We start from the raw sequence: 25,552 nt of genomic DNA, 5'->3' as shown, positions 1-25,552 counted from the left end.
CGTTTCGCATGAGCACGCCAGAAGATCCGACCGCGCACTGGTCGTTCGAAACCAAGCAGATCCACGCCGGTCAGACGCCCGACGCCGCGACCAATGCCCGCGCGTTGCCGATCTACCAGACCACCAGCTACACGTTCCGCGACACCGACCACGCCGCCGCGCTGTTCGGCCTTGCCGAAACGGGCAACATCTACACGCGGATCATGAACCCGACGCAGGACGTCGTCGAACAGCGCATCGCCGCGCTGGAGGGCGGCGTCGCGGCGTTGTTCCTCGCCTCCGGCCAGGCCGCGGAAACCTTCGCCCTCCTCAACCTCGCCAACGCGGGGGACCACATCGTGTCCAGCCCGCGGCTCTACGGCGGCACGTACAACCTGTTCCACTACACGCTGCCCAAGCTCGGCATCGAAGTCAGCTTCGTGGAGAACCCGGACGACCTCGACTCCTGGCGCGCTGCGGTGCGGCCGAACACCAAGGCGTTCTTCGCCGAGACCATCTCCAACCCGCAGAACGACATCCTCGACATCCCCAACGTCGCGGCGGTCGCGCACGACGCCGGTGTGCCGTTGATCGTCGACAACACCGTCGCCACCCCGTACCTGATCCAGCCACTTAGCCACGGCGCGGACATCGTCGTGCATTCGGCGACGAAGTACCTCGGCGGGCACGGCTCGGCGATCGCCGGTGTGATCGTCGACGGCGGCACATTCGACTGGACCAACGGCAAGTTCCCCGGCTTCACCACCCCCGACCCGAGCTACCACGGCGTGATCTTCGCCGAGCTGGGCCCGCCGGCGTTCGCTCTCAAGGCACGGGTGCAGTTGCTGCGCGATCTCGGTTCGGCCGCCGCGCCGTTCAACGCGTTCCTGATCGCGCAGGGATTGGAGACGCTGAGCCTGCGCGTTGAGCGACATGTGGAGAATGCGCAGAAGGTGGCCGAGTATCTGGCCGGGCACGAGGACGTGATCTCGGTGAACTATGCCGGGCTGCCCACTTCGCCGTGGTACGAGCTCGGAAAGAAGCTGGCGCCGAAGGGAACCGGCGCGGTGCTGGCCTTCGAGCTGGCCGGTGGGGTCGACGCAGGCAAGGCGTTCGTCAACGCTCTGACGCTGCACAGCCATGTGGCCAACATCGGAGACGTGCGGTCGCTGGTCATTCATCCGGCGTCGACGACGCACGCCCAGCTCACGCCCGAGGAACAGTTGGCCACAGGAGTCACGCCCGGGTTGGTGCGGCTCGCGGTCGGCATCGAGGGAATCGACGACATCATCGCCGACCTCGAGCAGGGATTCGCGGCGGCTAAACCGTTCCGGGCGGCGTCATGACGGTCTTCGACGTGTCTACCGCGACGCTGCCGGCCGAGGGTGAAGTCGGGCTTGTCGACATCGGCTCAATCACTTTGGAGAACGGCGCCGTCATCGACGACGTCACGATCGCGGTACAGCGATGGGGCGAGCTGTCGCCGAACCGCGACAACGTGGTGGTGGTGCTGCATGCGCTGACAGGCGACTCGCACGTCACCGGGCCGACGGGTCCAGGCGACGAGACAGAAGGCTGGTGGGAAGGCGTAGCCGGACCCGGTGCCCCGATCGATACCGACCGGTGGTGTGCGATTGCCACCAACGTGCTGGGCGGCTTTCGCGGGTCGACGGGTCCCAGTTCGATCGCCCCCGACGGAAAGCCTTGGGGCTCAAGGTTTCCGTTGACGTCCGTGCGCGACCAGGTCGAGGCCGACGTCGCGGCGCTTGCGGCGCTGGGCATCACTGAGGTCGCCGCGGTGGTGGGCGGCTCGATGGGCGGCGCTCGCGCGTTGGAGTGGGTCGTCAGCCATCCGGACAAGGTGCGCTCGGCGTTGGTGCTGGCCGTCGGGGCGCGCGCGACCGCCGACCAGATCGGCACCCAGAGCACACAGGTCGCCGCGATCAAGTCCGATCCGAACTGGTGCAACGGCGACTATTACGGCACCGGCCGCTCGCCCGATCTGGGCATGGAGATCGCCAGGCGCTTCGCGCACTTGACGTATCGGGGTGAGGCTGAGCTGGACAGCCGGTTCGGCAACGACCCGCAGGGCGACGAAAACCCTTTGACGGGTGGCCGATATGCCGTGCAGAGCTACCTCGAGTATCAAGGCCGCAAGCTGCTGGCGCGTTTCGACGCAGGCACGTATGTCGCGCTGACGGAGGCGCTGTCCAGCCACGACGTGGGCCGGGGCCGCGGCGGCGTGGAAGCCGCCCTGCGCAACTGTCCCGTGCCGGTGGTCGTCGGCGGCATCACCTCCGACCGGCTGTACCCGCTTCGGCTGCAGCAGGAATTAGCCGAGCTGTTGCCAGGTTGTACGGGGTTGAACCTGATCGACTCGATCTACGGTCACGACGGATTTCTGCTGGAGACCGAGGCGGTCGGGAAATTGATCCGCGAGACGTTGGAGTTGGCCGCACGGTGACCCGATCGAGGCAACGCTCACTGTCCTTCGGCGCGGAAGCCGCGGCATACGAGCGGGGCCGGCCCTCCTATCCACCAGAGGCGATCGATTGGCTGCTGCCTTCCGGCGCCCGCGACGTCCTCGATCTAGGGGCGGGCACCGGCAAGCTGACCACCCGGCTCGTCGAACGCGGACTCGATGTCGTCGCGGTCGACCCGATCCCGGAAATGCTCGAGCTGCTGAGCAATTCACTGCCCGACACGCCTGCACTGCTGGGCACTGCCGAAGAGATACCGCTGCCCGACGACAGCGTCGACGCCGTACTCGTCGCGCAGGCCTGGCACTGGTTCGACACCGAGCTCGCCGTCAAGGAGGTCGCGCGGGTACTACGCCCGGGCGGGGGGCTGGGCCTCGTGTGGAACGCTCGCGACGAGCGGCTCGGCTGGGTCAAGGACTTGGGCCGCATCATCGGCCACGAGGACGCGCAGTTCAACGAGGACACAACGCTTCCCGACGTGTTCGCCGATGTCGAGCATCACAAGGTCGAGTGGACGAATTACCTGACACCGCAGGCGCTTATCGACCTCGTCGCGTCTCGCAGTTACTGCATCACCTCGCCGGAGAAGGTGCGCACGCGCACGCTCGACCGTGTCCGTGAACTGTTGGCCACCCACCCGGCCTTGGCCAACACCAACGGGCTGGCGCTGCCCTATGTCACGGTGTGCGTCCGCGCGACGCTGAGCTGATGTAGTTGCCGATGAGCGCGGTGCCCGGACCTGGCTTGGCACCGGGTCCCGCGGCGGGAATTGCGTTGGCGGCGTTGAGTTCTCCACCGCATTCGGCGCAGACGGTCTTCGCGGTTGTGACGTGTCCGCAGTCGGCGTGGCGGGTCAGCGCGGGCGGGCCATCGGAGTCGGCCAGCCACTTGTCACCCCACGCCAGCAGCGTGGCGATGACTGGATAAAGGTCACGACCCTTTTCGGTGAGCACGTATTCATGTCGCACCGGCATTGACTGGTATCGACGACGTTCGACGATGTCGTGGCGCTCCAGATCCTCCAGGCGCGCGGCGAGCACGTTGGACGCGATACCGAGGTCGCGCCGGATGTCCTCGAACCGGGTCATCCCGGCGAACAGGTCGCGCAGGATCAGCGGCGTCCACCGCTGGCCCACCACGTCGACAGCGCGTGCGATCGAACACGAGATGTCCGCAAACGACTGCTTCGGCATGCCGCCATGATAGTCCATTGCTTTTTGCAACTTAGCTGTTTACGGTGGGTTTCATGGCTCTGATGGAAACGAAGGACGCGGTGGCCCGGTTCTGCGATGCGACCCGGCGCAACGACATCGAGGGAATCGTCGGCGCGCTGGCGGCCGATGCCGAGCTGGTTTCGCCGCTGTCTGGGCGGATGGTGTTCCGCGGTCGCGAAGACCTGCGGGTGCTGCTCGGCGCGGTCTACGGCGGGCTGACTGGCTTGGTCTGGCGCGAGGTGATCGGCGACGGGTCCACGCGGGTCGCGGTGAGCGATGCGCGGATCGCCGGCGTGACGATCACGGATGCGATGGTGCTCGGACTCGACGACGCCGGGCGGATCAGCCGTATTCGGCCTCATCTGCGGCCCTTGCTGGCGACCATACTGTTCACCCTGCTGCTCGGACCCAAGCTCGCCCGGCATCCCGGCGTGGTCCGCCGGGCGCTACGCCGCAGGCCCGAACCAGCGGGCCAGCGCCACGCGTAGCCGGCCTTCGTCGTCGTCCTCGAAAGTGTTCGCCGCCCAGGCGACGTAGCCGTCGGGCCGAATCAGCATGGCGCGCACTGGATAATCGTCGATCGAACTCACCACCGTGTCCACGCGGTCTGCCCAATCCTGTGCGGCCGCAGCCGGCTTACCGCCTACGAAGTCCAGCACCAGTGGACGCCCGGCGTGTAACAGCGCGGCGACACGTCGCCCGTCGTCGAGGGTCAAGTCGGGCACAAGCCGTCCCGCAAGTGGATGCTCATCGCCCACGTCGTAGCGGACGTCGGAGCCGGCGAGCAGATGTGCCATGTGTTCCGCGACGCTCGGCAGCTGCAATAGCTCCTTGAAAAGGTCACGCAGCGCTGCGATCTCGGGTCCAGGGCCGAAAAGGGCGGTCTGAGACATCGACTGCATCATCACCCGCTCGCCAACGGGATACCGCTCGCTGTGATAGGTGTCGAGCAGATCGGCGGGCGCCCAGCCGTTGACCGCGGCAGCCAGTTTCCAGCCGAGGTTCATCGCGTCCTGCAGACCCAGGTTCAGACCGGGTCCACCCATCGCGGAATGCACATGCGCGGAATCACCGAGCAGGAAGATGTTTCCGGCGCGGTATCGGTCTGCCTGACGAGTGTTCTGGCCGGCGATGCGGCGCAAGGCATGCGGTCCGTCACCGATGGGCGGCTCGATGGGTAGATCGACACCGAGCACCCGACGGGCGCTGTCGCGTAGCTCATCGAGGGACATGGGCTCGGATTCGTCCGCGTACTGGTCGTACTCGATGGTGCCGACCATCTGGCGATCACGTTCGAACGGCGCATAGATGAGCCCACCGCGGTCGAGTCGGTTATGGCCGAACGGCAGTGTCCCCACGCCGGGCACGTCGAGAGCGCCGTTGGCGGTGAGCATTTCGTCAGGGACGCGGACGTGCGCGATGCGGGCGACGGTGTTCGACGTGTGGCCAGGAAATTCGATGCCTGCCAACTTTCGCACAGTGCTGCGTCCACCGTCGGCGCCCACAAGGTAAGTCGCTTCGAGCGTGTACGTCTCATCGGCCGTCGAGACGCTGACTTTCGCACTGTCCGAACAAGATTCGACCCCGATCAGCTCGTGTCCCCACCGTACTTCTACGCCGAGCTCGCGGGCATGCGCGTCGAGCAGTTGGACGAGCCGAGGCTGCGGGATCATCAGTGCGTATATCGGATTGTCGGGGACGCCGAACAACGGCACGGACATACCACTGAAGATCCACTCGTACACGGGGTGTGGCGAATCGTCTGAACCACTGAGCCGCTGGTACAGGCCACGCATGTCGAGTAGCCGAATCACCTGCCCGACAAGGCCGTTGGCCTTCGGCTCATCGCTGGGTGCGGGCAGACGCTCCAGCACGATGGGCCTGACACCAGCAAGTGCGAGTTCGCACGCGAGCATCAGCCCGTTCGGGCCTGCTCCTGAAATGACGACGGATTCGGGCATCAGTGTGCTCCTGGTTCGGGTAGTCCGGCAGCGACGTCGGCGAGGCCACGACGAAGGAGTTCGGTATAGGCCACGGGCGGATCGGCATTGGCGTAGGCCTCCATCGCCGTCTCACCAACTGCCCTGACGACGGCAGTTACCAATCGTGGGTACATATCGCGCGCCGGATCGGTCCCGGTGCGTTCCGCGATCGCGTCGACCCAGTCGGCGAGCACGTCCCTTGTGAGCGCGGCACGCAGATCACGAGCGGATAGGAGTTCCCGGATCACGGCCAGCTCTTCCGGGGTCGGCCGCATGTCCGCGGCGCCCTCGGCTTCCAGCGGCGCAAGCATCGCCTCCGTGATCGCCGACCACAACGGCTCGTCGGCGGGTCGCTCACGGAACGCCGCGAGGCTCTGTCGCGTTCGATCGACCTGCCGGAAGGCCACCGCCTCGTACTTGCCCGTGAAGTAGTTGTTGAACGTCCGCAGCGATACGCCGGCCCTGTTGGCGATGTCTTCGCGAGTGACGTTCTCGAGCCCTCGTTCCAACGCGAGTTCCAGGGCGGCGTCGCTCAGCGCCCAACGGGTGCCGAGCTTCTTGCGCTCCCGAAGTCCCAGTGTTTCGCTCACGCAGACCACGGTAACCAAATCTTGCACGCCGGGCAAGATTGCCCGTCAGGCAAAGTTATCAAGGTGCGGCAGGCACGAACCGCACCAATCACCGATTTACTGTCGCGGTCGCCAATTACTAGCTACTGTCAGTGTGAGTTTGCCGTGGCAGACGACGAACCGCTCGTCTGGCGAAGGGGCCATGGCACATGAAATACGAATTACAAAGCATCTTTATGGCCGCCGTCGGCGCGAGCGTCGGCGTTGCGATCGCGTTGACACCAGCAATCGCGTTTGCCGAACCCACCGATTCGGATTCGTCAGCGGCGCCCGGCCCCCAACAGGACAACGCTCCTACCGACAATGCAGGATCAGACGCAGCTACAGCAGCGAACGCCGGACCCGCCGATGCACCCGATTCCAAGGTCGGGTCCGAGCCTGACTCGAAGGTCGGGTCCGAGCCCGACGCGAAGGCGGACGCGGAGTCCGAGGAACGCGCGTGGCAGGAAACCGAAGCCGAGACGTCAGGCGAAGCCGCAAAGGTGGCGCAGCTGGAAAGCGATGCACTCGCCACGAAAGAGGCTGCCGCAATATCGGAACGTGCGCAGGACGGCGGAGCCGGCGCGCAACAGGAATTAGTCGATGCCGACTTGGCGACCGAAAAGGCTGCACTGGTCGCGTCGCGAAACTTAGCCGCTGAGACGCTGGAATGGCAGAAGACAGTGGCCGCTGAAGAAGCCGCGGCCCTCGCCGCCCTCCGGACCGGAACGGCCGAAAAGGTGCGCGAAGACATGAGCACGCTCGTCTTAAAAAGCAAGACGACCAATGAGGAACTCATTGCGAAGCAGTCGGAGCAGATCAGCACGATTACCAAGTTGGCCGATTCGACAAAGTGGTCGTCGATAGGGTCCGCACTCTCGGGGCTCACGAGCTCGCAATCGGACATGATCGCGGCATCGGAAGAAGCCGCAGCGGAAATGGAGCGCGCACGTCAAGAAGCGTTCACGAAGTCTCCCGAGGGCCAGCTGGAATTCATGCAGCAATTCGAAGGCATGATGCACGATTTGCGAGCAACGATTCAGACAATCGCGGACACTCAGACAGCCAGCATGGAGACCATCTGGCGCGCGATCGCCTAGCTTTCGGGAGTCAGATTCGGCAGTCCAAGGGTCGTGGCTCACTTGATTCACCAGGTATCTCAACAACGGTAATTCGGCCAGGTGTAGACGAGGAATGCAACGGCGCACCCAGCGCGAAAGCTAGCTGGTGCCCAGCGGGTCGATCGTCCAGGCGACATAGAGCATGGCCGCGCTGACCGTCGCAGTCGTGACGAAGTCGAGCATCCTGCTTCGCACCGCCAGCAGCCCCGCGCGGTCCTCGGGCAGCGCGAGCCGAAAGGCCGCGGCCACACCCACACCGATCGCGAGCACCAAGGCGCCTCGACGCCAGTAGCCAGCGACCACCAGGCCGAACGCGGCGATGAAAATCAGTCCGACCACGAGTATCGGCCACTGCCCACCGAACACCTTGCGGGCGAACTCGCGAACGGTCACTGCAAGACTTCTGCCCGCTCAACGACGTTGGTCAGCAGGAACGCCCGAGTCAACGGACCGACCCCGCCCGGGTTTGGCGACACATGGCCCGCGACGTCCCAGACGTCGGGATGCACGTCGCCGACCAGCTTGCCCGCGTCGTCACGACTGACACCGACATCGACGACGGCCGCGCCGGGACGCACCATCTCCGCGGTCACCATGTGCGGCACACCCGCGGCTGCGATGATGATGTCGGCCTCGCGCGTCAACTGCGGCAGATGCCGAGTTGCGGTGTGGCACAACGTCACTGTCGCGTTCTCGGATCGCCGGGTGAGCAACAGGCCCAGCGGGCGACCGACCGTGACACCGCGGCCGATGACCACGACATGCGCGCCTGCGATCTCGACCTCGTAGCGGCGCAGCAGGTGCACGATCCCGCGGGGCGTGCACGGCAGCGGCGCGGGTTCGTTGAGTACCAACCGGCCGAGGTTCGTCGGATGCAGACCGTCGGCGTCCTTGCCTGGGTCGACGCGCTCCAGCGCCGCGTTCTCGTTGAGGTGCTTAGGCAGCGGCAGCTGCACGATGTACCCCGTGCACTCGGGGTTGGCGTTCAACTCGTCGATCGTCTCGTCGAGCTTGGCCTGGCTGATGTCGGCAGGCAGGTCGCGGCGGATCGAATTGATGCCGACCTTCGCGCAGTCTGCGTGCTTGCCTCGCACGTAAGCGTGTGAGCCAGGGTCGTCGCCGACGAGCACGGTGCCCAGACCGGGCGTCCGTCCAGCGGCGGTAAGCGCCGCGACCCGTTCGGTGAGATCGACGAAAATCTCGTCGCGCGTGGCCTTGCCGTCCAGTGTGATCGCACCCACGGCGACCATTGTGGCAGGCTCCCCTGCTATGAACACTCAGCCCAATGTGTTCACCCCGGCCAAACTCGGCCCGGTGACGCTGCGCAACCGCATTATCAAGGCCGCGACATTCGAGGCGTCGACGCCAAACGCGCTCGTCACCGACGACCTGATCACCTATCACCGGCTGCCCGCCGCCGGCGGCGTCGGGATGACGACCGTCGCGTACCTGGCGGTGACGAAAGGTGGGCGCACCGAGGGCAACGTGATCTGGTGGCGTCCCGAGGCCATCCCCGGGCTGCAGAAACTCACGGCGGCCATCCACGCAGAGGGCGCCGCGATCAGCGCGCAAATCGGTCATGCCGGGCCCGTGGCCAATGCCCGCTCGACGAAGGCGACGGCGTACGCGCCGGTGCGGTTCTTCAACCCGCTCTCCATGCGCTTCGCGAAGAAGGCCACCAAAGACGACATCAAGGACGTCATCGACGCGCACGCCGCCGCGGCTCGGTATGCGATTGACGCCGGCTTCGACGCGGTCGAAATCCATTTGGGCCATAACTATTTCGCAAGCTCGTTTCTCAGCCCGCTGATCAACCGACGCGACGACGAGTTCGGCGGGTCGCTCGAGAACCGCGCCAAGGTGGCACGCGGCATGGTCATGGCGGTTCGGCGCGCGGTGAAAGACCAGATCGCGGTGACGGCCAAACTGAACATGTCCGACGGCGTGCGCGCTGGCATCTCCACCGACGAGTCAGTGCAGACCGCCAAATGGCTCGAAGAGGACGGCGGCCTTGACGCCATCGAGCTCACCGCGGGCAGTTCCTTGGTCAACCCTATGTACCTGTTCCGCGGCGATGCGCCCGTCAAACAATTCGCGGAAGCGTTCAAACCGCCGCTGCGGTGGGGCATCCGGATGACCGGCAAGAAGTTCTTCCGCGAATATCCCTACCGCGAGGCCTATCTCCTGCGCGACGCCAAACTGTTCCGCGCCGAATTGAAGATGCCGCTGATCCTGCTCGGCGGCATCACCAACCGCGAAACCATGGACCTCGCGATGGCCGAAGGCTTCGACTTCGTCGCGATGGGACGGGCACTACTGGCCGAGCCCGACTTGATCAACCGGATTCAGGCCGACGGCGACGCGCATTCGGTTTTCTCCAAGTGCACGCACTGCAACCAGTGCATGGCCACGATCTACAGCCACACCCACTGCGTGGTGACCGGCTCGCCGGGCTAAGGCGCCTCTGACGCCATTCGCGGCTCGACGTAGGCGACCATCGCTTCTGTGCGGATCACGCGCGGCCCCTGGGCAATTGCAAGTTCCTTCGGCGAGAACGTATAGGTGAAGCCCGCGTTCTCGATGATGAACTTGCCATCGGCCGTGGGCTTGGCCGGAACCGTCAGCACCGATCGGTCCTTCAGCCGCATGCCGTGATACTCGTAATGCCCGCGCCCGTCGACGCAGATCGCCACCAGCGATTGATCAGTACGGCCGATGGCAACGGCGAACTTCGGCTTTTCGCAGCGCGCCGCCGTGTTGATGAATCCGCGATCGTCGATTGAGAACGATTCTGGCTGCGCACCGGCGGACGGGAGCAAACCGATCACGCCCGAAAATGTGCTCGCCGCGACACCGCCCAAAATTGTCGCAAGCGTCAAGCGACCGGGTTTGCCCGGCCTGCGCGTCATCTCGTTCATGGTGACCACTACATAGCAGATCACGCTGCATACCGACGCACAACCCGACTCGCCGAATCACGGCACACGAATTAACTATGCGGGATGAGCGCCCGCGCGCAATCTTCGACAATCGCATCGGTGCTCGCGGGGATGGAGGCACCGGACAGCAAGTGGCGACGCACGACCGCATAGGGGATGTCGATCAGGGCGGCGTTCACACGGTCGGGGTCCGCCTGCAAGCCAGACAAGGTCCTGCGTAATTTGCGGTGCAAACGTCTCCTGCGGACCACCAACTCCTGCGGCCACTGCGCCAGCCCCAGCGCGTCAGCGCCGACCAGCAGCACCTGTGCGTCACGTGGGTGCTCATGGCACCACTGCACGGTGAACCGGGCGCCCGCGACACATCGCGCTTCGGTGCGGATCCGCAGTTCACCGCACAACGCGGCCCGCGACGGGTCCTCTTCGGTCGACGCGGCGTTCGCCCACATCATCACGATTCGCGGTGACCGGGTGGCGGCGCTGCAACAGATCACCGACACTGCGCGTTGGCGCCTGCCGGCCGCGTCCTGACGCGCCCACTGCACTGCGTCCGCATGCGGCGGCGTTGCGGATAGAGTTGGTGCCGATGAGCCGACCAGCACCAGCCGCGCTGACCGTTCGGTACGACGGCTCTACGCGGACCTTCGCACCCGGCAACGATGTCGTCATTGGCCGAGACCTGCGCGCCGACGTCCGCATTGCCCACCCGCTGATTTCTCGTGCGCACCTGGTGGTGCGATTCGACCAGGGCCGCTGGGTAGCGATCGACAACGGCAGCCTCAACGGGATGTTCGTCAACGGCCGCCGCGTGCCCGCCGTCGACATTCACGACGGCCAGCAGATCAACATCGGCAATCCCGACGGCCCGCGCCTCACGTTCGAGGTGGGCCGCCACCAGGGATCGGCGGGCACGCCGCCGCAGACCACGTCGGTGCCGGTGGCCGCGCGACCTGCGTCGTGGCCCACCCAGACACCGCCGCCGCCGCACACATCGCGGCCACAGATCCCGCAGCCTGCGACGTCGCACCCGCAGCCGATGTATCCGTCCGGCCCGCAGTCGGGCCATCCGTCCACCTCGCAACCGAGATATCCCTCGGGTCCCCAGTCCGGATATCCGAGCGCCCCGGCTGCGCATGCACCGAGTACCGCGGCGCCGGCCTCGGTGGTGTCGGCCCCGGCGGTGCCGATCTCGTCGCCGTCGCTGGAGTCGGTCACCGCGATGGGTCCGACCGCCGCTCCGCGCACGAGTGAGGGCAACCTCGCGACGAGCATGCTCAAGATCCTGCGGCCCGGGAGCCCTCCGAAGGCGCCGCCGGGGTCGATCAAGATCGGTCGGGCCACCGACAACGACATCGTCATCCCCGACGTGCTCGCGTCGCGTCACCACGCGACGTTGGTACCGGCTGCCGTCGGCACCGAGATCATCGACAACCGAAGCATCAACGGCACATTCGTCAACGGTGCGCGCATTGAGTCGGCGGTGCTGCGCGACGGCGACACCGTCACGATCGGCAACGTCGACCTCGTGTTTTCCGGCGGAACGCTGGTGCGTCGCACCGAAACCGAGGCCGCGACCCGCACCGGCGGGCTCGAAGTCCACGGCGTGACGTGGACGATCGAGGGCAACAAGACGCTGCTGGACAACATCTCGGTCGCCGCGCGCCCCGGCATGCTGACCGCGGTTATCGGGCCGTCGGGTGCTGGCAAGTCGACGTTCGCCCGGCTGGTGGCTGGCTACACCCACCCGACGACGGGCACGGTGTCGTTCGAAGGACACGACGTCCACGCCGAGTACGCCTCGCTGCGCTCCCGGATCGGGATGGTGCCGCAGGACGACGTCGTGCACGGACAGCTGACGGTTCGGCAGGCGCTGATGTACGCGGCAGAACTCAGGCTGCCACCCGATACGAACAAGGCCGACCGGGAGCAAGTCGTGATGCAGGTGCTCGAGGAACTCGAGATGACCAAGCACCTGGACACCCGCGTTGACAAGCTCTCGGGCGGCCAGCGCAAGCGCGCCTCGGTGGCGCTGGAGCTGCTGACCGGCCCGTCGCTGCTGATCCTCGACGAGCCGACCTCTGGTCTGGACCCTGCGCTGGACCGCCAGGTGATGACGATGCTGCGCCAGCTTGCCGACGCCGGCCGCGTGGTGCTGGTGGTCACGCACTCACTGACCTACCTCGACGTGTGCGATCAGGTTCTGCTGCTGGCCCCCGGCGGCAAGACGGCGTTCTATGGTCCGCCCGACCAAATCGGCCCGTCGATGGGCACCACCAACTGGGCCGACATCTTCAGCACCGTCGCCAGCGACCCCGACGCGGCCAACCAGCGGTTCATCGCCCAGCACGGCCCTCCGCCCCCGCAGCCGGCGGCGCAACAACCGACGGACCTCGGCGCGCCCACGAAAACCAGCCTGCGAAAACAATTCTCGACGATCTCTCGTCGCCAGATGCGGCTGATCGTGTCCGATCGCGGTTACTTCGTCTTCCTGGCGTTCCTGCCATTCATCATGGGTGTGCTGTCGCTGTCAGTGCCCGGCGACGTCGGGTTCGGCGTCCCCGTTCCCGCGATACAGGGTGGCGAGGCGCCGAACGAGCCGGGCCAGATCCTGGTTCTGCTCAACGTGGGTGCCATCTTCATGGGCACCGCGTTGACGATCCGCGCCCTCATCGGTGAGCGAGCGATCTTCCTGCGTGAGCAAGCGGTCGGGCTGTCCACAACTGCGTACATCTTGGCCAAGGTCTTCGTCTTCGCCGGGTTCGCGTTGCTGCAGTCGGCGATCGTCGTCGGCATCAACGTGTGGGGCAAGAAGTGGGGCCCTGGGGCCGTGACAAGCGGTGCGGTGATACCTCCTCGGACTTTGGAGCTGTACGTCGACGTCGCGGCCTGCTGTGTGGCAGCGGCGATGACCGGCCTGGCACTCTCGGCGCTGGCCAAGTCGAACGAACAGATCATGCCGCTGCTGGTGATCGCGATCATGTCGCAGCTGGTGTTCCAGGGCGGCATGATCCCGGTGACCGGCCGCGTAGTGCTCGACCAGTTGTCGTGGTTCACGCCGGCGCGGTGGGGATTCGCCACTACCGCGTCGACGATCGACCTGCTCAGACTCGTCCCCGGTCCGCTGACTCCGCAGGATTCGCATTGGCGGCACACCCCGGGTGCGTGGTGGTTCAACATGGCCATGCTCGGCGCGATCTGCGTCGGATATCTGAGCTTCGTGCGCTGGAAGATCCGGCTCAAGGGCGGATGACCCGGTGACTGCCAGACCCTCCGACGAGGAGCGCCTGCGCGACCTGGTGCGGCTGCGCCGCGTCAAAGACCGTATCGACCGCGAGTACGCGCAGCCGCTGGACGTCGACAAGCTTGCCCGCGACGCGCATATGTCGGCCGGGCACCTGTCGCGTCAGTTCAAACTCGCCTACGGCGAATCCCCGTACTCGTATCTCATGACACGGCGCATCGAACGCGCGATGGCTCTGCTGCGCGGCGGCGACATGTCCGTCACCGAGGTGTGTTTCGCGGTGGGCTTCTCGTCGCTGGGCACGTTCAGCACGCGCTTCAACGAGCTGGTCGGGATGCCGCCCAGCGCCTACCGAGAACAGACGGCGGGTCAGACTCCGGGCATTCCGGCATGCCTGGAGAAGCAAGTCACCAGACCGATCAGGAATCGAGAAGCGCCAGCCGTCAAGCTGCATTTAGCGTGAGGGCCATGGACATCACCATTCACTCGAGCATGCTCCCCCACGAAGATCCAGAAGTTTCCCTCGCGTTCTACCGCGACACCCTCGGCTTCGAGGTCCGCCTCGACGTCGGAGGCGGCAAGATGCGCTGGATCACGGTCGGCCCGCCGAACCAACCCGACACGAACATCGTCCTCTACCCGCCGGACGCCACGCCCGGACTCACCGACGACGAGCGCCGACTGATCCACGAGATGATGGCCAAGGGCACCTACGCTCAAGTCAATCTGGCCACCAAGGATCTCGACGGCACATTCGAGCGAGTACAGGCCGGCGACGGCGAGGTCGTCCAGGAGCCGACCGAGCAGCCCTACGGGGTTCGCGACTGCGCTCTTCGCGATCCGGCCGGCAACATGATCCGCATCCAGGAGTTGCACTGACACATGGGCAAGACGACCAAATCGCCTGCTCTGCACGCTGCTGACAGTCACGATCTGATCCGCGTGCACGGCGCGCGCGAGAACAACCTCCGCGACGTCAGCATCGAGATCCCGAAGCGCCGGCTGACTGTGTTCACCGGCGTATCGGGTTCGGGCAAAAGCTCTTTGGTATTCGACACGATCGCCGCGGAGTCGCAGCGGCTGATCAACGAGACGTACAGCGCGTTCGTGCAGGGCTTCATGCCGACGCTGGCGCGACCCGACGTCGACGTGCTCGAAGGGCTGACGACCGCGATCATCGTCAACCAGGAACGGATGGGTGCCGATCCCCGCTCGACGGTCGGCACCGCCACCGACACCGGGGCGATGCTGCGCATCCTGTTCAGCCGCCTCGGCAAGCCGTATATCGGTTCGCCCCAGGCGTTTTCGTTCAACGTCGCCTCGATCAGCGGCGGTGGGGCCGTGACATTCGAGCGGGGCGGCAAGACGGTCAAGGAGCGGCGCAGCTTCTCGATCACCGGCGGCATGTGTCCCCGGTGCGAGGGCCGGGGTTCGGTCAGCGACTTCGACCTGACCGCGCTGTACGACGACAGCAAGTCGCTGAACGAGGGCGCTTTGACCATCCCCGGCTACAGCATGGACGGTTGGTACGGGCGCATCTTCCGCGGCTGCGGCTTCTTCGACCCGGACAAGCCAATCCGCAAGTACACCAAGAAGGAACTGAATGATCTGCTCTACAAGGAGCCGACCAAGATCAAGGTCGACGGTGTCAACCTGACGTATGCGGGGCTGATCCCGACGATCCAGAAGTCGATGCTGTCCAAGGACGTCGACGCGATGCAGCCGCACATCCGGACGTTCGTGGAGCGGGCGATCACGTTCACCACGTGTCCCGAATGCGACGGCACGCGGCTGTCCGAGCTGGCCAGGTCGTCAAAGATCAAGGGCATCAACATCGCCGACGCCTGCGCGATGCAGATAAGCGACCTGGCCGAGTGGATCAAAGAGCTGGACGAACCGTCCGTCGCGCCGCTGCTCGGCGCGTTGCAGCACACGCTCGACTCGTTCGTCGAGATCGGGCTCGGCTATCTGAGCCTCGACCGGCCGTCGGGCACGCTCTCGGGCGGTGAGGCGCAGCGTACCAAGATGATTCGGCAACTAGGGTCGTCGCTCACCGATGTCACCTACGTCTTCGACGAGCCCACCACCGGCCTGCACCCCCATGACATCCAGCGGATGAACGACCTGCTGCTGCGCCTGCGGGACAAGGGCAACACCGTACTCGTCGTGGAGCACGAGCCGGAGACGATCGAGATCGCCGACCACGTCGTCGACCTCGGGCCCGGCGCCGGTACGGCAGGCGGCGAGGTGTGTTTCGAGGGCACCGTCAAGGGCTTGCGGGGCAGCGGCACCATCACCGGCCGCCACCTCGACGACCGGGCCGGACTAAAGGAATCCGTACGGAAACCCAACGGCGCGTTGGAGATTCGCGGCGCGTCGACGCACAACCTGCAGAACGTGGACGTCGACATCCCGCTCGGCGTGATGGTCGTGCTGACCGGGGTGGCGGGCTCGGGCAAGAGCTCGCTGATCAGTGACTCGGTGGCCGGGCGTGACGGCGTGGTGTCGGTGGATCAGACGCCGATCCGTGGCTCAAGGCGCAGCAACCCGGCGACGTACACCGGGCTACTCGACCCGATCCGCAAGGCGTTCGCGAAGGCCAACGGCGTCAAGCCGGCGCTGTTCTCCGCCAACTCCGAAGGCGCCTGCCCCAACTGCAACGGCGCCGGGGTTGTCTACACCGACCTCGCGATGATGGCCGGCGTCGCGACCACCTGTGAGGAATGCGAGGGTAAACGGTTCGACGCGTCGGTGCTGGATTACAAGTTCGCGGGCCGCGACATCAGCGAGGTGCTGGAGATGCCGGTGACCGACGCCCTGGAGTTCTTCGGCTCTGACGACGCGAAAGTGCCTGCCGCACACAAGATCCTGACTCATCTCGCCGACGTCGGGCTTGGCTACGTCAGCCTGGGCCAGCCGCTTACGACATTGTCGGGCGGCGAGCGGCAGCGGCTCAAGCTCGCGACGAATATCGGCGTCGACGGCGGCGTCTTCGTCCTGGACGAGCCAACCACCGGTCTGCATCTCGCCGACGTCGAGCAGCTGCTCGCCCTGCTCGATCGGCTCGTCGACGCCGGCAAGTCGGTCGTCGTGATCGAGCACCACCAGGCGGTCATGGCGCACGCCGACTGGATCATCGACCTCGGGCCCGGGGCCGGGCACGACGGCGGCCGTATCGTCTTCGAGGGCACCCCAGCCGAACTCGTCGCTGACCGGTCCACCCTGACCGGCGAGCACCTGGCGGCCTACATCGGCGGCTAGTTGCGTGCCGGGGCAAGCCGTTTGAGCGCCAGCCCACCCTCGAAAGGCCGGTAACCGAACGCCGCGGGGGCCTGATAGCCGGTGTCCCTTAACGGAGTACGCACCTCGGCGACCGTCGGACCGATCTCAGCGGCGACGGGCGCCAGTGCCTCCAGGTCGAACCGGTACAGACGCCCGGCGTTGCCGGCGAGGATCTTGCGGCAGGCGTCCTCGGTCTGGTCGTGCAGCGCCCATCTGATGGCCAGCTTGGAGTGGGGCGCAAAGCCTTCCTCGTGCGGATAGTCGCTGCCCCACATGATGTGGTCCGCGCCCATGTAGTCGATCATCGACGACTCGAATGGCATGAGTTCGGAAGCCAGATAGCAATTGCGCTTCGCATAGTCGCTCGGCGCCATGGTCAGCTCGTCGATCGACGAGCCGCCGAACATCCCGTAAGTCCGGTTGCCCGCTTCGGTTTTCATGCTGGGCACCATCGCGTCGAGCGTCATCATCTGGAACTGCAGCCACATGGTGCCCTGTTCCGTCGGGACGAATCGCAGCGTCGGGTGGCGTTCGAAAACCCCGGCAAGGATCAGATGGGACACGGTGCGCTGGGCCCACATCGCCATCTCGGTGATCAAGACCGCGTTGGAGGCGGGCTGATCCATCGGCATCATCGGGCTTCCTGCGCCGGCGTGCTGAACGACGGTGAGGTCCAGCTCGGTGCACAGCGACCAGAGCGGCTCGTAGCGGGTATGAAACAGCGGCGCGACGCTCGGATCGCCAGGTGAGACCGGTGGCACCAGCACGCCGCCGAAGCAGTCCTGCTGCGCACCCCAGCGGATCTCCTCCAGGGCCAGGTCGATGTCGTTCGGGAAGACCTGAATCAACCCTCTCCGCCGCGCAGGGGCCAGCGAACAGAAGTCGACCTGCCAGCGGTTGTGGGCCTGCACACCGGCCCAACGCTTTTCGAACTCGTCGCGAGTGCGCGGCAGGCTGATCGTGATGTTGGGTGTGGTCGGGAAGAACGGCGGAATCGTGTTGGGGAGCAGCACTTCGGCGGCCACCCCGTCGGCGTCCATCTCCGACATCCGCATCTCGTGGTCCCAGTTGCGCTGAGCGGTGGCGACGACCAGGTCGTCGAACGGGCTGACATAGGTCTTGGCCCACGCGTCGAATTCGTCGTGCAGTCGGGTCGGCAGGTACGGCTTGTAGTCGTACAGATCGGCCCCGGCGTGGGTGTCCGTCGAGATGACGACGTAGCGATCGATCGTGTCCCAGGTAGCAGCCATTGCCCCATCCTTCCCTTGGCGGGGCCGGTGCACGCAGGATTCGTCTTGTTGAGTGAGACGGAATCTCAGGTGAGCCGCGGGTTGTGCGGAGATGGTTGGGCTGGACCGCTCTGGACGCGCGATCCTGGCCTCGAGACGACTGAGTCGACGGTGAATCTCACCCGGCGCCCGACGCCGCCGTCGTCACCGCGGACGTTTGGGGTTGTCCAATCGACCGCCGCGGTGCCTGAGATGTGAAGAGTCGCTCCGGTGTCGAAGTCGATGAACAGCAAGGCCGCGCTGGGATCGACCGCGAGGTTGCCGAAGCTGTTGAACATGTTGTTGCCGGGATAGTCCGGCCACCACAGCTGGTCGCCCTCGACGCGCACAAAGCCAGGCGGACCGCCGCGATGCGAGGCGTCCGCGCCGCGGCTCGGGTGGATTGTGCCCAGGAAGAACGTGTCGGCAGCGGTGATCAGTGCAGTCTCTGCGGGGCCGAGGCGCTTCGTCCGCTCGACGTCCGCGCCCAGCGGTGCGCGGTCGATGTGCTCGAGGTGGCGTTGCTGAATGTACTTGGGGCAGTTGCCGAATGCTTGATCGACAGAGATCTGCAGCCGGTCGGTACCGGCGCCCGTCAAAATGCCGTTCACGCGGACCCGGCGCCTTGTGGCGAATTCGATGGCGAGCAAGCCCACTGCCTGCCCTTCGGCAAGGCCGCGGAGGGGGTCGTCGCGGTCGGGTGTGGTGTGCACCGTCAGCGTTCGACCACTCGCTTCGAGGAAGCCGGCGGGCGCGAAAAGCGGAGAGGTCCATAGTCGACCGCCGGTATCTCGCGCGGTGATGACGGCGAAGTCGCGGTCGGCCAGGAACCGGCCGATGCCGCCGTCGAGGTCGGGCGTCGCCAGCATGGCCGCGCCAAGGCGTGCCGTCTGGGCAAGCACACCCGCGCGGCGCTGGACGGCGAGTTCGCCGTCGTGGAAGCCTTCTTTGACCATCAGCTCACGTCCAATACCGCCTTGCCGGCGACTCGGCGGCCAAGCAGTGCCTCGGCGGCTTCCGAAACGTCCTCCCACGACGCCCGCAGACCGATCTGCGGATCCAGCTCGCCGGCCCCGAGCAGTTTCAGCAGGTAATTCAGGTCCGTTCCGAAGGGCGCACGAACGGTAAACGGTTCCAACCGTCTACGCGCCGGGTTCTGCCGCTCGGCCTCGAAGTCGATGGTCGTGGGCTGGTTTGACGCCATCCCAATGGATTGCGCAGAGCCGCCTTCCTCCAGGAGGCTGAACGCGTCGGCGAGCAGCTGCCCGCCGACGTTGTCAAGCACACCGAACACGGGCTGGGTGACGTCGGCCAGGCCCACCACGACCTCCGCCGCGCCCAACTCGGTAAGCCCGGCGCCGCGGGCCGCGGATCCGACCGCGGCGACCACATGGGCGCCGGCCCTTGCGGCCAACTGGACGGCGAACCGGCCCACCCCGCCCGATGCACCGGTGATGAGCACTCGACGGCCGACCACCGGGCCGAGTGCGCGCAACGCCTGCAGTGCTGTCACCCCGGCGACGGGCAACGCCGCAGCCTGCCCGAACTCAACCGAATCCGGTAACACCGCAAGGTTTTCCGTCGGCACGGCCCGCCGCTCGGCCCATCCTCCTGCACCGTCAAAACCGACAACCCGGCTGCCCTTCGGCGGGCCGGACCCGTCGGCCGCGGCCTGCACGACGACGCCGGCCGCGTCCCACCCGGGTACCTCGCCTGGCTTGCGCATGCGATCGATGAAGTGCACCTCGCCAAAGTTCAGCGCCGTCGCTCGCACCTCGACAAGGGCTTCGGACTCGGTGGGGACAGGCTCGTCGACCTCGGCCAACCGCAGGGCAGCACGCGCTTGCGGGTCGTAGATGACTGCTCGCATGCCAGCGTCAACTCCTATCGGCGGCGCTTATTCCCCGTGGATGTCGAGGCCGTGCGCGACGGCGTAGGCCAGCGCCTGATCGATGTCGATCCTGGCGCCGCGCAGCGCCGCGGTGGTCCACAGCGTCGGATCCACCCGCGCACCCCGTAGGTCGGCCTCGTCGAGGCGGGCGCCTTGGGTTCGCGCGCCGGTCAAGTCTGCGCGCCGCAGCACCGCCTTACGGAGATCGGCCTGCACCAGGCTGGCTTCCCGCAGGCGGCAGTCGGACAGGTCAACGCCACGCAAGTCGGCGCCGGCGAGGACGGCCAGCGTGAAGTCCACTTCAACCAGCCTCAGTGGCCGCATGCGGCATTCGGTGAAGACCGAGCCGAGAAAGCTGCAGTGCCGAAAGGTGCTGTGCAACAGGTTCGTCCGCCGGAAAGTGCAGTTGCGAAACGCGGATCCGATGTGCTCGGATTCGGACAAGTCGACGCCACTGAAGTCGCATTCGGTGAAGATCGCCCGCTCGGTCTTCAGTCGGCTCAGATCGTCGTCGCGAAAGTCGTGACCTTCGAATTCTCGCTCGACCCAGGCTGTTTCGTCGTCGCTCACGGATCAGCCGTGCAGCGAAAGGATGTCCAGCGCGTACTCGGTGACGGCGATCAGCGCAGCCCTTGTCGAGTGCCGGTCGCGGGCGTCGACGGTGATCACCGGGATGTTATCGCGCAGCGCCAGCGCCTTACGCACCGCGTGTGCGGGATGTCTTGGCGCTCCGTCGAATTCGTTGATCGCGATGATAAACGGGAGTTTGCGCGCCTCGAAGAAGTCGACCGCGGCGAAGCTGTCCTGCAGCCGGCGGACATCCACCAGGATGACCGCCCCGATGGCGCCGCGCACCAGGTCGTCCCACATGAACCAGAACCGCCGCTGCCCCGGCGTGCCGAACAGATACAGCACCAGCTCTTCATCGAGTGTTATCCGGCCGAAGTCCATCGCAACGGTGGTGGTGTTCTTCGCCGGGGTGGCCTCGAGACCGTCGACGCCCGCCGACGCGTTGGTGACCAACGCCTCGGTTCTCAGCGGCATGATTTCGGAGACCGCACCCACAAACGTCGTCTTGCCTGCGCCGAACCCGCCCGAGATGACGATCTTCGTCGACGCGGCCTCCCGCCTCGCGGCGGCGTTGGTCGCGAGGTGTCTCTCAGAGCGCCCTAAGGCCACGCAGCGTCCTTCCTATCAGTTCGCGTCGTTCGTCGGTCGTTGTCGAATCGCCAAGGGTGGCGTGCACCCGCAGATAACCCTGCGTCACCAGATCGCCGACCAGTACCCGCGCCACGCCGAGCGGCAAGGATAGACGAGACGCGATCTCGGCGACCGATGGACTCGCGGCGCACAGGACCAGGATCTGGCCGCGGACGTCGTTACCGGGCCAGCGTGCCGGTTTGGTGGACTCAAGGGTCCCGACCGCAGCTTCAAGCGGGAGATCGATGCGGGAACTGGTACGTCCGGACGTCAGCGTGTAGGGACGGACCAGGCTCGGTTCCGCCTCCGCTTCCCGCTCCCAGTCATCCATAGGCCGCTCACGAGTGCTGCGCGGCGCGGCGCCGTGACGACTGGACCATCGCGCCTACGCGCTCCACCAAAATCGCCATCTCATAACCGATTTGGCCGATGTCGCAGTTGCGGGTGGCCAGTGTCGCCAGATTGGAACCGTCACCGACGCGCATCAGTAGCAGGTAGCCGTTCTCCATCTCGACGACCGACTGGAGCACATATCCGCCGTCAAACAGCTGCGCTGCCCCAGTCGACAGGCTTGCGAGCCCCGAAGCCACCGCGGCGAGCTGGTCGGCGCGTTCGATCGGCATGTGCTCGCTGGCTGCCATCAGCAGGCCGTCGGCCGACACCAGCACCGCGTGGGACACGCCGGCGACTTCGCGGGCGAACTTGGAGACCAGCCAGTCGAGCGACTCACGCTGCGTCGAACTTGGCGGATAGCTCATTCGTTATCTGTTCCTCTTACTTCTTGGGCCTGTGATCGGCCTGCGTGCACACCACCGAAATGGTTGCTGATGCTTGCGCGGACGGCGTCCGGATCCCGCAGCGACGTCGCTTGCGGGCCGGCATCGAACTCAGCCGCCGATGCTACCTCGTCGTCATCCTTGTCGTTCCTGTGCGCGCCCCCGTTGCGATGCTGACCACCGTTCGACGGGCTGTCGAGACCAGCAGAATCCGCCGCACCGGGCACCAGCCTGGCACCCGGATCGCGCATCGGCAGCCCCTCCTCGGTGTGTTCGCGGACGGGCGCGTCCTCCGCGGCCGCGGCCGCCGACCAGCCGTGATCCCACACCGACTCCCAGTTGAGATCCTCGCTGTTGGCCAGCTCGGTGGGGTCCACCAGCCACTCCGAGAGCATCTTCTGATAGATGGCGTCGTCCGCTCCCGCAGTCGAGGACGGTTCGGGCGCCGCTTGGTGGACGGGTTCCTCGCGCACCAGTTGCTCTTCGGGTTGCTCCACCTGGCGCGGGGGCTCGTGCTCCGGCTCTGGCGCCGGCGGCGGGGTTGGCACGCCGTTGCTGGCGGCCTGGCGGGACGCGAAGAAGGCGGACGTGTCTGTCGGAGCGGCCGAACGCTGTGGCTCTTCCCACGGGGTTGGCTCAACCGTTTGCGCCGGCATGGAGTCGGCCGGCCAGTACTCCTGCGAAGGCCACTGTTCGGCTTCGGGTTCCTCGGGCACCGCAAGTGATGCCGGGATGTCGGAGATCCCGCTGGCGCCCGGATTACGTTGCGGCAACAGCGAGATGGGCAGATCACCGTGGCCGTTGCTGTACTCCTGCCCTATCGGCTCATCGGAGTAGTCGGGATAGTCCTCGTGATCCTCGTCGAGCGCCAGCGCCGTGGCGATCCCGGCGTGCGCGTCGGCAGGTGTGGCATATTCCGGGCCGCCGAACTGATCGGGCACACCGCCGCGCATGAGCAGTTCGGACGGCACATACACGCCAGCCGTTGTGCCCGAATTCGGTTCGCCCGCAATGGTGCTGCGCAACCGCACCACTAGCCCGTGCTGCCTGGCGAGCCGTCCGACTACGAACAGGCCCATGTGCCGTGCGGTGTACGGGTTCACTTCACCACCGGACTGCAGACGGGTGTTGGCGACGCGCAGATCCGAATCGGTCATGCCGATCCCGATGTCGCTCACCTCGATGACGAGGCCGCCGTTGCCGGTGTGTACCGCCGACACCCGCACTTGCGAGATCGGCGGCGAATAGCGCAGCGCATTGTCGAGCAGCTCGGCCAGCAGGTGGACCAGGTCGCCCGCGACGGCTCCGAGGATCTCGCTATCGGGGACCGTCGCGGTGACCACGCGGGTGTAGTCCTCGACCTCAGACGCCGCGGCGTTGATGATCGCCGAAACGGGCACGGGCTCAGCCTGTTCGCGCGGCACCTTGGCGCCCGCGAGCACGAGGAGGTTGGCGCCGTTGCGGCGCATGCGGGCGGCGAGGTGGTCGAGGCGGAAGAGGCTCTCCAGCCGGTCGGGATCCTCTTCGTTGCGCTCGAGGCGGTCGATCAGCGACAGCTGCTGGTCGACCAGCGAGCGGCTGCGCCGCGACAGCGTCTCGAACATGTCGCTCACCTGCAGCTGCAGACGGGACTGCTCGGCGGCCAGCAGGACCGCCTGCTCGTGCAGCTCGTCGACGGCGTGCGCGACCTGGCCGACCTCTTCGGAGGTGTGTACCGGGATGGGCTGCACCGACCCGGGCTCGCCGCCTGCGCGGACGCGTTCGAGCTCGCGAGCAAGGTCGTCGTGGGCCACCTGCAGCGCGCTGTCGCGCAGTTTGCGCAACGGACGGACCAGCGTTCGGGCCACCAGGATGACGAGCAGCAAGGCCAGCAGCATCGAGCCGATGACGATCGCGGAGTCCCGGATCGCGGCGGTGCGCTGCGCCGATGCCTTGTCTTCGACCGCGCTGGTCACCGCGTTCGTGGTGTCGGCGATGATCTTGCCCGCAATTTGGTTGGTGACCTGGATCGACGCATTCAGATCCGGGTTGTTGACCAGCAGCGCCGCCGGATCGGACATGATTGCCATCCGCTTGACGAACTCTTGCTGCAGCTTCTGGGCCTCAGGTGACCCGACCCCGAGCACCTGGCTCATGCCGAACAGCGTCGACGGTTCGGTACCTGCCACCGTCGTCATCGACAGGCGCAGCTCGGGGTCGGGCAGCTCGCCGCCGAGGTTCACGAGCAGCTGCTGAATCATCATCTGCCCGCGGGCGCCGACGGCGCGGCTCAGGCCGAGCGTTTCGGCGCGGATGCGTTCGTCGTCGACTCGAACGGAGCCGTTGATGGCGTCTTCGGCGGTGAGCAGGATCGGCGTGTACGCCTGCACGCGGTCGCGCAGTCCGATGCTGTTCGATGTGACCTTGTCGATCAGGCCCTGGCCGCCGGCGATCATCGCGTTGACGCCCTTGCTCACATCGGGTGCGACGTCGGTGTCGGCGAGCCGGCGCTGCAGTTCCTGCCTGCTCGAGTCGAATTTGGTCAGCGCGGACTGGGTGTCGCCGCCTGTCGAACTTGCCAGCATTGCGCCCTCGAGCGAGGCCATATAGCCCTCGATGGCCGGCACCATTTCCGCGCGATCGGCGGCGCGCCGCAAATCCGACGCGGCGGTCGCGGACGAGTAGATGCGTAATCCGCCGAACGTTCCGGCCAACACCAGCGGCACCAAAACGATCGCGAACACTTTCCAGCGCACCGACCAATTTGAGAGCGCCCAACGTGAGGGCCGCTTAGCCGGCGGCTGCGTCTTGGGTTCGAAATCGACGAGCGTGCCGTCAGCCTGCTTCAGCTGCGAGAACGCGGTCATCGGCGCCCGCCGGTGCTATCGGCCGCCTGTCCGCATTTCAGTAGTCCAGCGTTGTTCATAAGGCTTCCTGCTGATTTCGCCCTCCTGCGGGCGGGCGTTCTACGCCTGGCAATTGGTCGAGTATGCCAGTCACACCCGGTCGTTTCCACAATTCTTACTGAACAGACAGAGTTCATAACCGCTGCGGCAAGCTCTTTTGTGCCATACGAGCAAATGGTTGATGGCTCGGCCGCATTCACGACTGACATCATCGTCGAATGTTTCGGCTGATGTTCTACTCGCCGCGGATCGCGCCCAACACCGGCAACGCGATCCGGATGGTCGCCGCCACGGGGTGCGAATTGCATCTTGTCGAGCCGCTCGGATTCGACCTGTCCGAACCCAAGTTGCGCCGAGCCGGCCTTGACTATCACGACCTGGCATCGGTCACCGTGCACCCCGACCTCGGGTCCGCGTGGGACGCGCTGTCACCCGAACGGGTCTATGCGTTCACCGCGCACGCGACATCGTCGTTCGCCGACATCAGCTACCGCCCCGGCGATGTCTTGATGTTCGGCCCTGAGCCGACCGGGCTGCATGACGAAACGCTGGCCGACCCTCACATCACGGCGCAGGTGCGCATCCCGATGCTGCCGGGCCGACGGTCACTGAACCTGTCCAACGCCGCGGCGGTGGCAGTCTACGAGGCGTGGCGGCAACACGGGTTCAGCGGCGCGGTGTGACGG

At 66.1% G+C, this 25,552-nt stretch carries 26 protein-coding genes; 11 read left to right on the top strand and 15 right to left on the bottom strand.

What is annotated here, in order from left to right:
* Positions 1-8 precede the first annotated feature (8 nt).
* The 3 genes from ACWW36_RS15675 to ACWW36_RS15665 are packed head-to-tail and all read left to right on the top strand — an operon-like array spanning position 9 to position 3,168.
* On the top strand, positions 9-1,325 hold the full coding sequence (locus tag ACWW36_RS15675; protein WP_456136931.1) for a bifunctional o-acetylhomoserine/o-acetylserine sulfhydrylase: 1,317 nt from the start codon (positions 9-11) through the stop codon (positions 1,323-1,325).
* On the top strand, positions 1,322-2,443 hold the full coding sequence (gene metX / locus ACWW36_RS15670; protein ID WP_456136930.1) for a homoserine O-acetyltransferase MetX: 1,122 nt from the start codon (positions 1,322-1,324) through the stop codon (positions 2,441-2,443). Before ACWW36_RS15675 ends, metX begins: the two co-directional genes overlap by 4 nt.
* On the top strand, positions 2,440-3,168 hold the full coding sequence (locus tag ACWW36_RS15665) for a class I SAM-dependent methyltransferase (RefSeq protein ID WP_456136929.1): 729 nt from the start codon (positions 2,440-2,442) through the stop codon (positions 3,166-3,168). Before metX ends, ACWW36_RS15665 begins: the two co-directional genes overlap by 4 nt.
* On the opposite strand, the gene ACWW36_RS15660 is transcribed toward ACWW36_RS15665, so the two are convergent.
* Positions 3,137-3,652 (bottom strand): winged helix-turn-helix transcriptional regulator, encoded by a 516-nt coding sequence (locus tag ACWW36_RS15660; RefSeq protein WP_456136928.1) that lies wholly within the window; start codon positions 3,650-3,652, stop codon positions 3,137-3,139. The genes ACWW36_RS15665 and ACWW36_RS15660 overlap by 32 nt on opposite strands.
* 53 nt (positions 3,653-3,705) lie before the next feature.
* Between ACWW36_RS15660 and ACWW36_RS15655 the strand changes: the two genes are divergently transcribed.
* Positions 3,706-4,161, top strand: coding sequence for a nuclear transport factor 2 family protein (locus ACWW36_RS15655; protein ID WP_456136927.1), 456 nt, complete (start codon positions 3,706-3,708; stop codon positions 4,159-4,161).
* Here ACWW36_RS15655 and ACWW36_RS15650 read toward each other — a convergent pair.
* Positions 4,120-5,634, bottom strand: coding sequence for an FAD-dependent monooxygenase (locus tag ACWW36_RS15650; RefSeq protein ID WP_456136926.1), 1,515 nt, complete (start codon positions 5,632-5,634; stop codon positions 4,120-4,122). The two genes, ACWW36_RS15655 and ACWW36_RS15650, sit on opposite strands and share 42 nt — an antisense overlap.
* Positions 5,634-6,245 (bottom strand): TetR family transcriptional regulator, encoded by a 612-nt coding sequence (locus tag ACWW36_RS15645; protein ID WP_456136925.1) that lies wholly within the window; start codon positions 6,243-6,245, stop codon positions 5,634-5,636. Before ACWW36_RS15645 ends, ACWW36_RS15650 begins: the two co-directional genes overlap by 1 nt.
* A gap of 188 nt (positions 6,246-6,433) precedes the next feature.
* Here ACWW36_RS15645 and ACWW36_RS15640 point away from each other — a divergent pair, with 188 nt between their 5' ends.
* The gene (locus ACWW36_RS15640) at positions 6,434-7,363 is read left to right on the top strand and encodes a hypothetical protein (protein ID WP_456136924.1); all 930 of its coding nucleotides are present in this window, start codon (positions 6,434-6,436) and stop codon (positions 7,361-7,363) included.
* Positions 7,364-7,483: 120 nt separating this feature from the next.
* Here ACWW36_RS15640 and ACWW36_RS15635 read toward each other — a convergent pair whose 3' ends face one another.
* Positions 7,484-7,777, bottom strand: coding sequence for a DUF3017 domain-containing protein (locus tag ACWW36_RS15635; protein ID WP_456136923.1), 294 nt, complete (start codon positions 7,775-7,777; stop codon positions 7,484-7,486).
* Positions 7,774-8,625, bottom strand: a complete 852-nt coding sequence (locus ACWW36_RS15630) for a bifunctional methylenetetrahydrofolate dehydrogenase/methenyltetrahydrofolate cyclohydrolase (protein WP_456136922.1) — start codon at positions 8,623-8,625, stop codon at positions 7,774-7,776. The genes ACWW36_RS15635 and ACWW36_RS15630 overlap by 4 nt, the downstream gene beginning before the upstream one ends.
* Before the next feature lie 28 nt (positions 8,626-8,653).
* Here ACWW36_RS15630 and ACWW36_RS15625 point away from each other — a divergent pair, with 28 nt between their 5' ends.
* Positions 8,654-9,841, top strand: coding sequence for an NADH:flavin oxidoreductase (locus ACWW36_RS15625; RefSeq protein WP_456136921.1), 1,188 nt, complete (start codon positions 8,654-8,656; stop codon positions 9,839-9,841).
* Here the strand turns inward: ACWW36_RS15625 and ACWW36_RS15620 are convergent.
* Together ACWW36_RS15620 and ACWW36_RS15615 are read right to left on the bottom strand one after the other, a co-directional pair.
* Complete coding sequence (locus tag ACWW36_RS15620; protein ID WP_456136920.1) at positions 9,838-10,302, bottom strand: hypothetical protein; 465 nt, start codon at positions 10,300-10,302, stop codon at positions 9,838-9,840. The genes ACWW36_RS15625 and ACWW36_RS15620 overlap by 4 nt on opposite strands.
* A gap of 71 nt (positions 10,303-10,373) precedes the next feature.
* Complete coding sequence (locus ACWW36_RS15615; protein ID WP_456136919.1) at positions 10,374-10,868, bottom strand: TetR/AcrR family transcriptional regulator; 495 nt, start codon at positions 10,866-10,868, stop codon at positions 10,374-10,376.
* A 35-nt stretch (positions 10,869-10,903) separates the two neighbouring features.
* On the opposite strand from ACWW36_RS15615, the gene ACWW36_RS15610 reads away from it, so the two are divergent.
* The 4 genes from ACWW36_RS15610 to ACWW36_RS15595 are packed head-to-tail and all read left to right on the top strand — an operon-like array spanning position 10,904 to position 16,825.
* Complete coding sequence (locus tag ACWW36_RS15610) at positions 10,904-13,573, top strand: FHA domain-containing protein (RefSeq protein ID WP_456136918.1); 2,670 nt, start codon at positions 10,904-10,906, stop codon at positions 13,571-13,573.
* 4 nt (positions 13,574-13,577) lie between these two features.
* On the top strand, positions 13,578-14,027 hold the full coding sequence (locus ACWW36_RS15605; protein WP_456136917.1) for a helix-turn-helix transcriptional regulator: 450 nt from the start codon (positions 13,578-13,580) through the stop codon (positions 14,025-14,027).
* Between the two features lie 5 nt (positions 14,028-14,032).
* A complete protein-coding gene (locus ACWW36_RS15600) occupies positions 14,033-14,443 on the top strand; it encodes a VOC family protein (RefSeq protein ID WP_456136916.1) in 411 nt (136 codons plus the stop codon).
* A gap of 3 nt (positions 14,444-14,446) precedes the next feature.
* Entirely contained in the window at positions 14,447-16,825 is a 2,379-nt protein-coding gene (locus tag ACWW36_RS15595) for an ATP-binding cassette domain-containing protein (protein WP_456136915.1), read from the top strand.
* Here ACWW36_RS15595 and ACWW36_RS15590 read toward each other — a convergent pair.
* The 8 genes from ACWW36_RS15590 to ACWW36_RS15555 form a co-directional block, all read right to left on the bottom strand.
* Positions 16,822-18,096 (bottom strand): amidohydrolase family protein, encoded by a 1,275-nt coding sequence (locus tag ACWW36_RS15590; RefSeq protein WP_456136914.1) that lies wholly within the window; start codon positions 18,094-18,096, stop codon positions 16,822-16,824. The genes ACWW36_RS15595 and ACWW36_RS15590 overlap by 4 nt on opposite strands.
* A 65-nt stretch (positions 18,097-18,161) precedes the next feature.
* Positions 18,162-19,070 (bottom strand): pyridoxamine 5'-phosphate oxidase family protein, encoded by a 909-nt coding sequence (locus ACWW36_RS15585; RefSeq protein ID WP_456136913.1) that lies wholly within the window; start codon positions 19,068-19,070, stop codon positions 18,162-18,164.
* A complete protein-coding gene (locus ACWW36_RS15580) occupies positions 19,070-19,984 on the bottom strand; it encodes a zinc-binding dehydrogenase (RefSeq protein WP_456136912.1) in 915 nt (304 codons plus the stop codon). Before ACWW36_RS15580 ends, ACWW36_RS15585 begins: the two co-directional genes overlap by 1 nt.
* Before the next feature lie 27 nt (positions 19,985-20,011).
* Positions 20,012-20,575 carry a pentapeptide repeat-containing protein gene (locus ACWW36_RS15575; RefSeq protein WP_456136911.1) on the bottom strand — a complete coding sequence of 188 codons (564 nt, stop codon included), beginning with the start codon at positions 20,573-20,575 and terminating at the stop codon, positions 20,012-20,014.
* A 3-nt stretch (positions 20,576-20,578) separates the two neighbouring features.
* Complete coding sequence (locus tag ACWW36_RS15570) at positions 20,579-21,184, bottom strand: GTP-binding protein (RefSeq protein ID WP_456136910.1); 606 nt, start codon at positions 21,182-21,184, stop codon at positions 20,579-20,581.
* The gene (locus tag ACWW36_RS15565) at positions 21,165-21,536 is read right to left on the bottom strand and encodes a DUF742 domain-containing protein (protein ID WP_456136909.1); all 372 of its coding nucleotides are present in this window, start codon (positions 21,534-21,536) and stop codon (positions 21,165-21,167) included. The genes ACWW36_RS15570 and ACWW36_RS15565 overlap by 20 nt, the downstream gene beginning before the upstream one ends.
* 7 nt (positions 21,537-21,543) lie before the next feature.
* Positions 21,544-21,963 carry a roadblock/LC7 domain-containing protein gene (locus ACWW36_RS15560; RefSeq protein WP_456136908.1) on the bottom strand — a complete coding sequence of 140 codons (420 nt, stop codon included), beginning with the start codon at positions 21,961-21,963 and terminating at the stop codon, positions 21,544-21,546.
* On the bottom strand, positions 21,960-24,827 hold the full coding sequence (locus tag ACWW36_RS15555) for an ATP-binding protein (RefSeq protein WP_456136907.1): 2,868 nt from the start codon (positions 24,825-24,827) through the stop codon (positions 21,960-21,962). The genes ACWW36_RS15560 and ACWW36_RS15555 overlap by 4 nt, the downstream gene beginning before the upstream one ends.
* 257 nt (positions 24,828-25,084) lie before the next feature.
* Here ACWW36_RS15555 and ACWW36_RS15550 point away from each other — a divergent pair, with 257 nt between their 5' ends.
* Positions 25,085-25,549: a tRNA (cytidine(34)-2'-O)-methyltransferase gene (locus ACWW36_RS15550; protein ID WP_456136906.1), complete on the top strand. Its 465-nt coding sequence runs from the start codon at positions 25,085-25,087 to the stop codon at positions 25,547-25,549.
* The last annotated feature ends 3 nt before the right edge of the window (positions 25,550-25,552 follow it).

The sequence above is a fragment of the Mycobacterium sp. MMS18-G62 genome (assembly GCF_053877835.1).
This window is presented reverse-complemented; position numbering and strand designations above follow the sequence as displayed.

What these genes read in the sequence shown, in the direction of transcription:
- ACWW36_RS15675 (WP_456136931.1), top strand. Translation starts at nt 9, where the DNA reads ATGAGCACGCCAGAAGATCCGACCGCGCACTGGTCGTTCGAAACCAAG.
- metX (WP_456136930.1), top strand. Translation starts at nt 1,322, where the DNA reads ATGACGGTCTTCGACGTGTCTACCGCGACGCTGCCGGCCGAGGGTGAA.
- ACWW36_RS15660 (WP_456136928.1), bottom strand. Translation starts at nt 3,652, where the DNA reads ATGCCGAAGCAGTCGTTTGCGGACATCTCGTGTTCGATCGCACGCGCT.
- ACWW36_RS15655 (WP_456136927.1), top strand. Translation starts at nt 3,706, where the DNA reads ATGGCTCTGATGGAAACGAAGGACGCGGTGGCCCGGTTCTGCGATGCG.
- ACWW36_RS15650 (WP_456136926.1), bottom strand. Translation starts at nt 5,634, where the DNA reads ATGCCCGAATCCGTCGTCATTTCAGGAGCAGGCCCGAACGGGCTGATG.
- ACWW36_RS15640 (WP_456136924.1), top strand. Translation starts at nt 6,434, where the DNA reads ATGAAATACGAATTACAAAGCATCTTTATGGCCGCCGTCGGCGCGAGC.
- ACWW36_RS15625 (WP_456136921.1), top strand. Translation starts at nt 8,654, where the DNA reads ATGAACACTCAGCCCAATGTGTTCACCCCGGCCAAACTCGGCCCGGTG.
- ACWW36_RS15620 (WP_456136920.1), bottom strand. Translation starts at nt 10,302, where the DNA reads ATGAACGAGATGACGCGCAGGCCGGGCAAACCCGGTCGCTTGACGCTT.
- ACWW36_RS15600 (WP_456136916.1), top strand. Translation starts at nt 14,033, where the DNA reads ATGGACATCACCATTCACTCGAGCATGCTCCCCCACGAAGATCCAGAA.
- ACWW36_RS15595 (WP_456136915.1), top strand. Translation starts at nt 14,447, where the DNA reads ATGGGCAAGACGACCAAATCGCCTGCTCTGCACGCTGCTGACAGTCAC.
- ACWW36_RS15590 (WP_456136914.1), bottom strand. Translation starts at nt 18,096, where the DNA reads ATGGCTGCTACCTGGGACACGATCGATCGCTACGTCGTCATCTCGACG.
- ACWW36_RS15585 (WP_456136913.1), bottom strand. Translation starts at nt 19,070, where the DNA reads ATGGTCAAAGAAGGCTTCCACGACGGCGAACTCGCCGTCCAGCGCCGC.
- ACWW36_RS15580 (WP_456136912.1), bottom strand. Translation starts at nt 19,984, where the DNA reads ATGCGAGCAGTCATCTACGACCCGCAAGCGCGTGCTGCCCTGCGGTTG.
- ACWW36_RS15565 (WP_456136909.1), bottom strand. Translation starts at nt 21,536, where the DNA reads ATGGATGACTGGGAGCGGGAAGCGGAGGCGGAACCGAGCCTGGTCCGT.
- ACWW36_RS15560 (WP_456136908.1), bottom strand. Translation starts at nt 21,963, where the DNA reads ATGAGCTATCCGCCAAGTTCGACGCAGCGTGAGTCGCTCGACTGGCTG.
- ACWW36_RS15555 (WP_456136907.1), bottom strand. Translation starts at nt 24,827, where the DNA reads ATGACCGCGTTCTCGCAGCTGAAGCAGGCTGACGGCACGCTCGTCGAT.
- ACWW36_RS15550 (WP_456136906.1), top strand. Translation starts at nt 25,085, where the DNA reads ATGTTTCGGCTGATGTTCTACTCGCCGCGGATCGCGCCCAACACCGGC.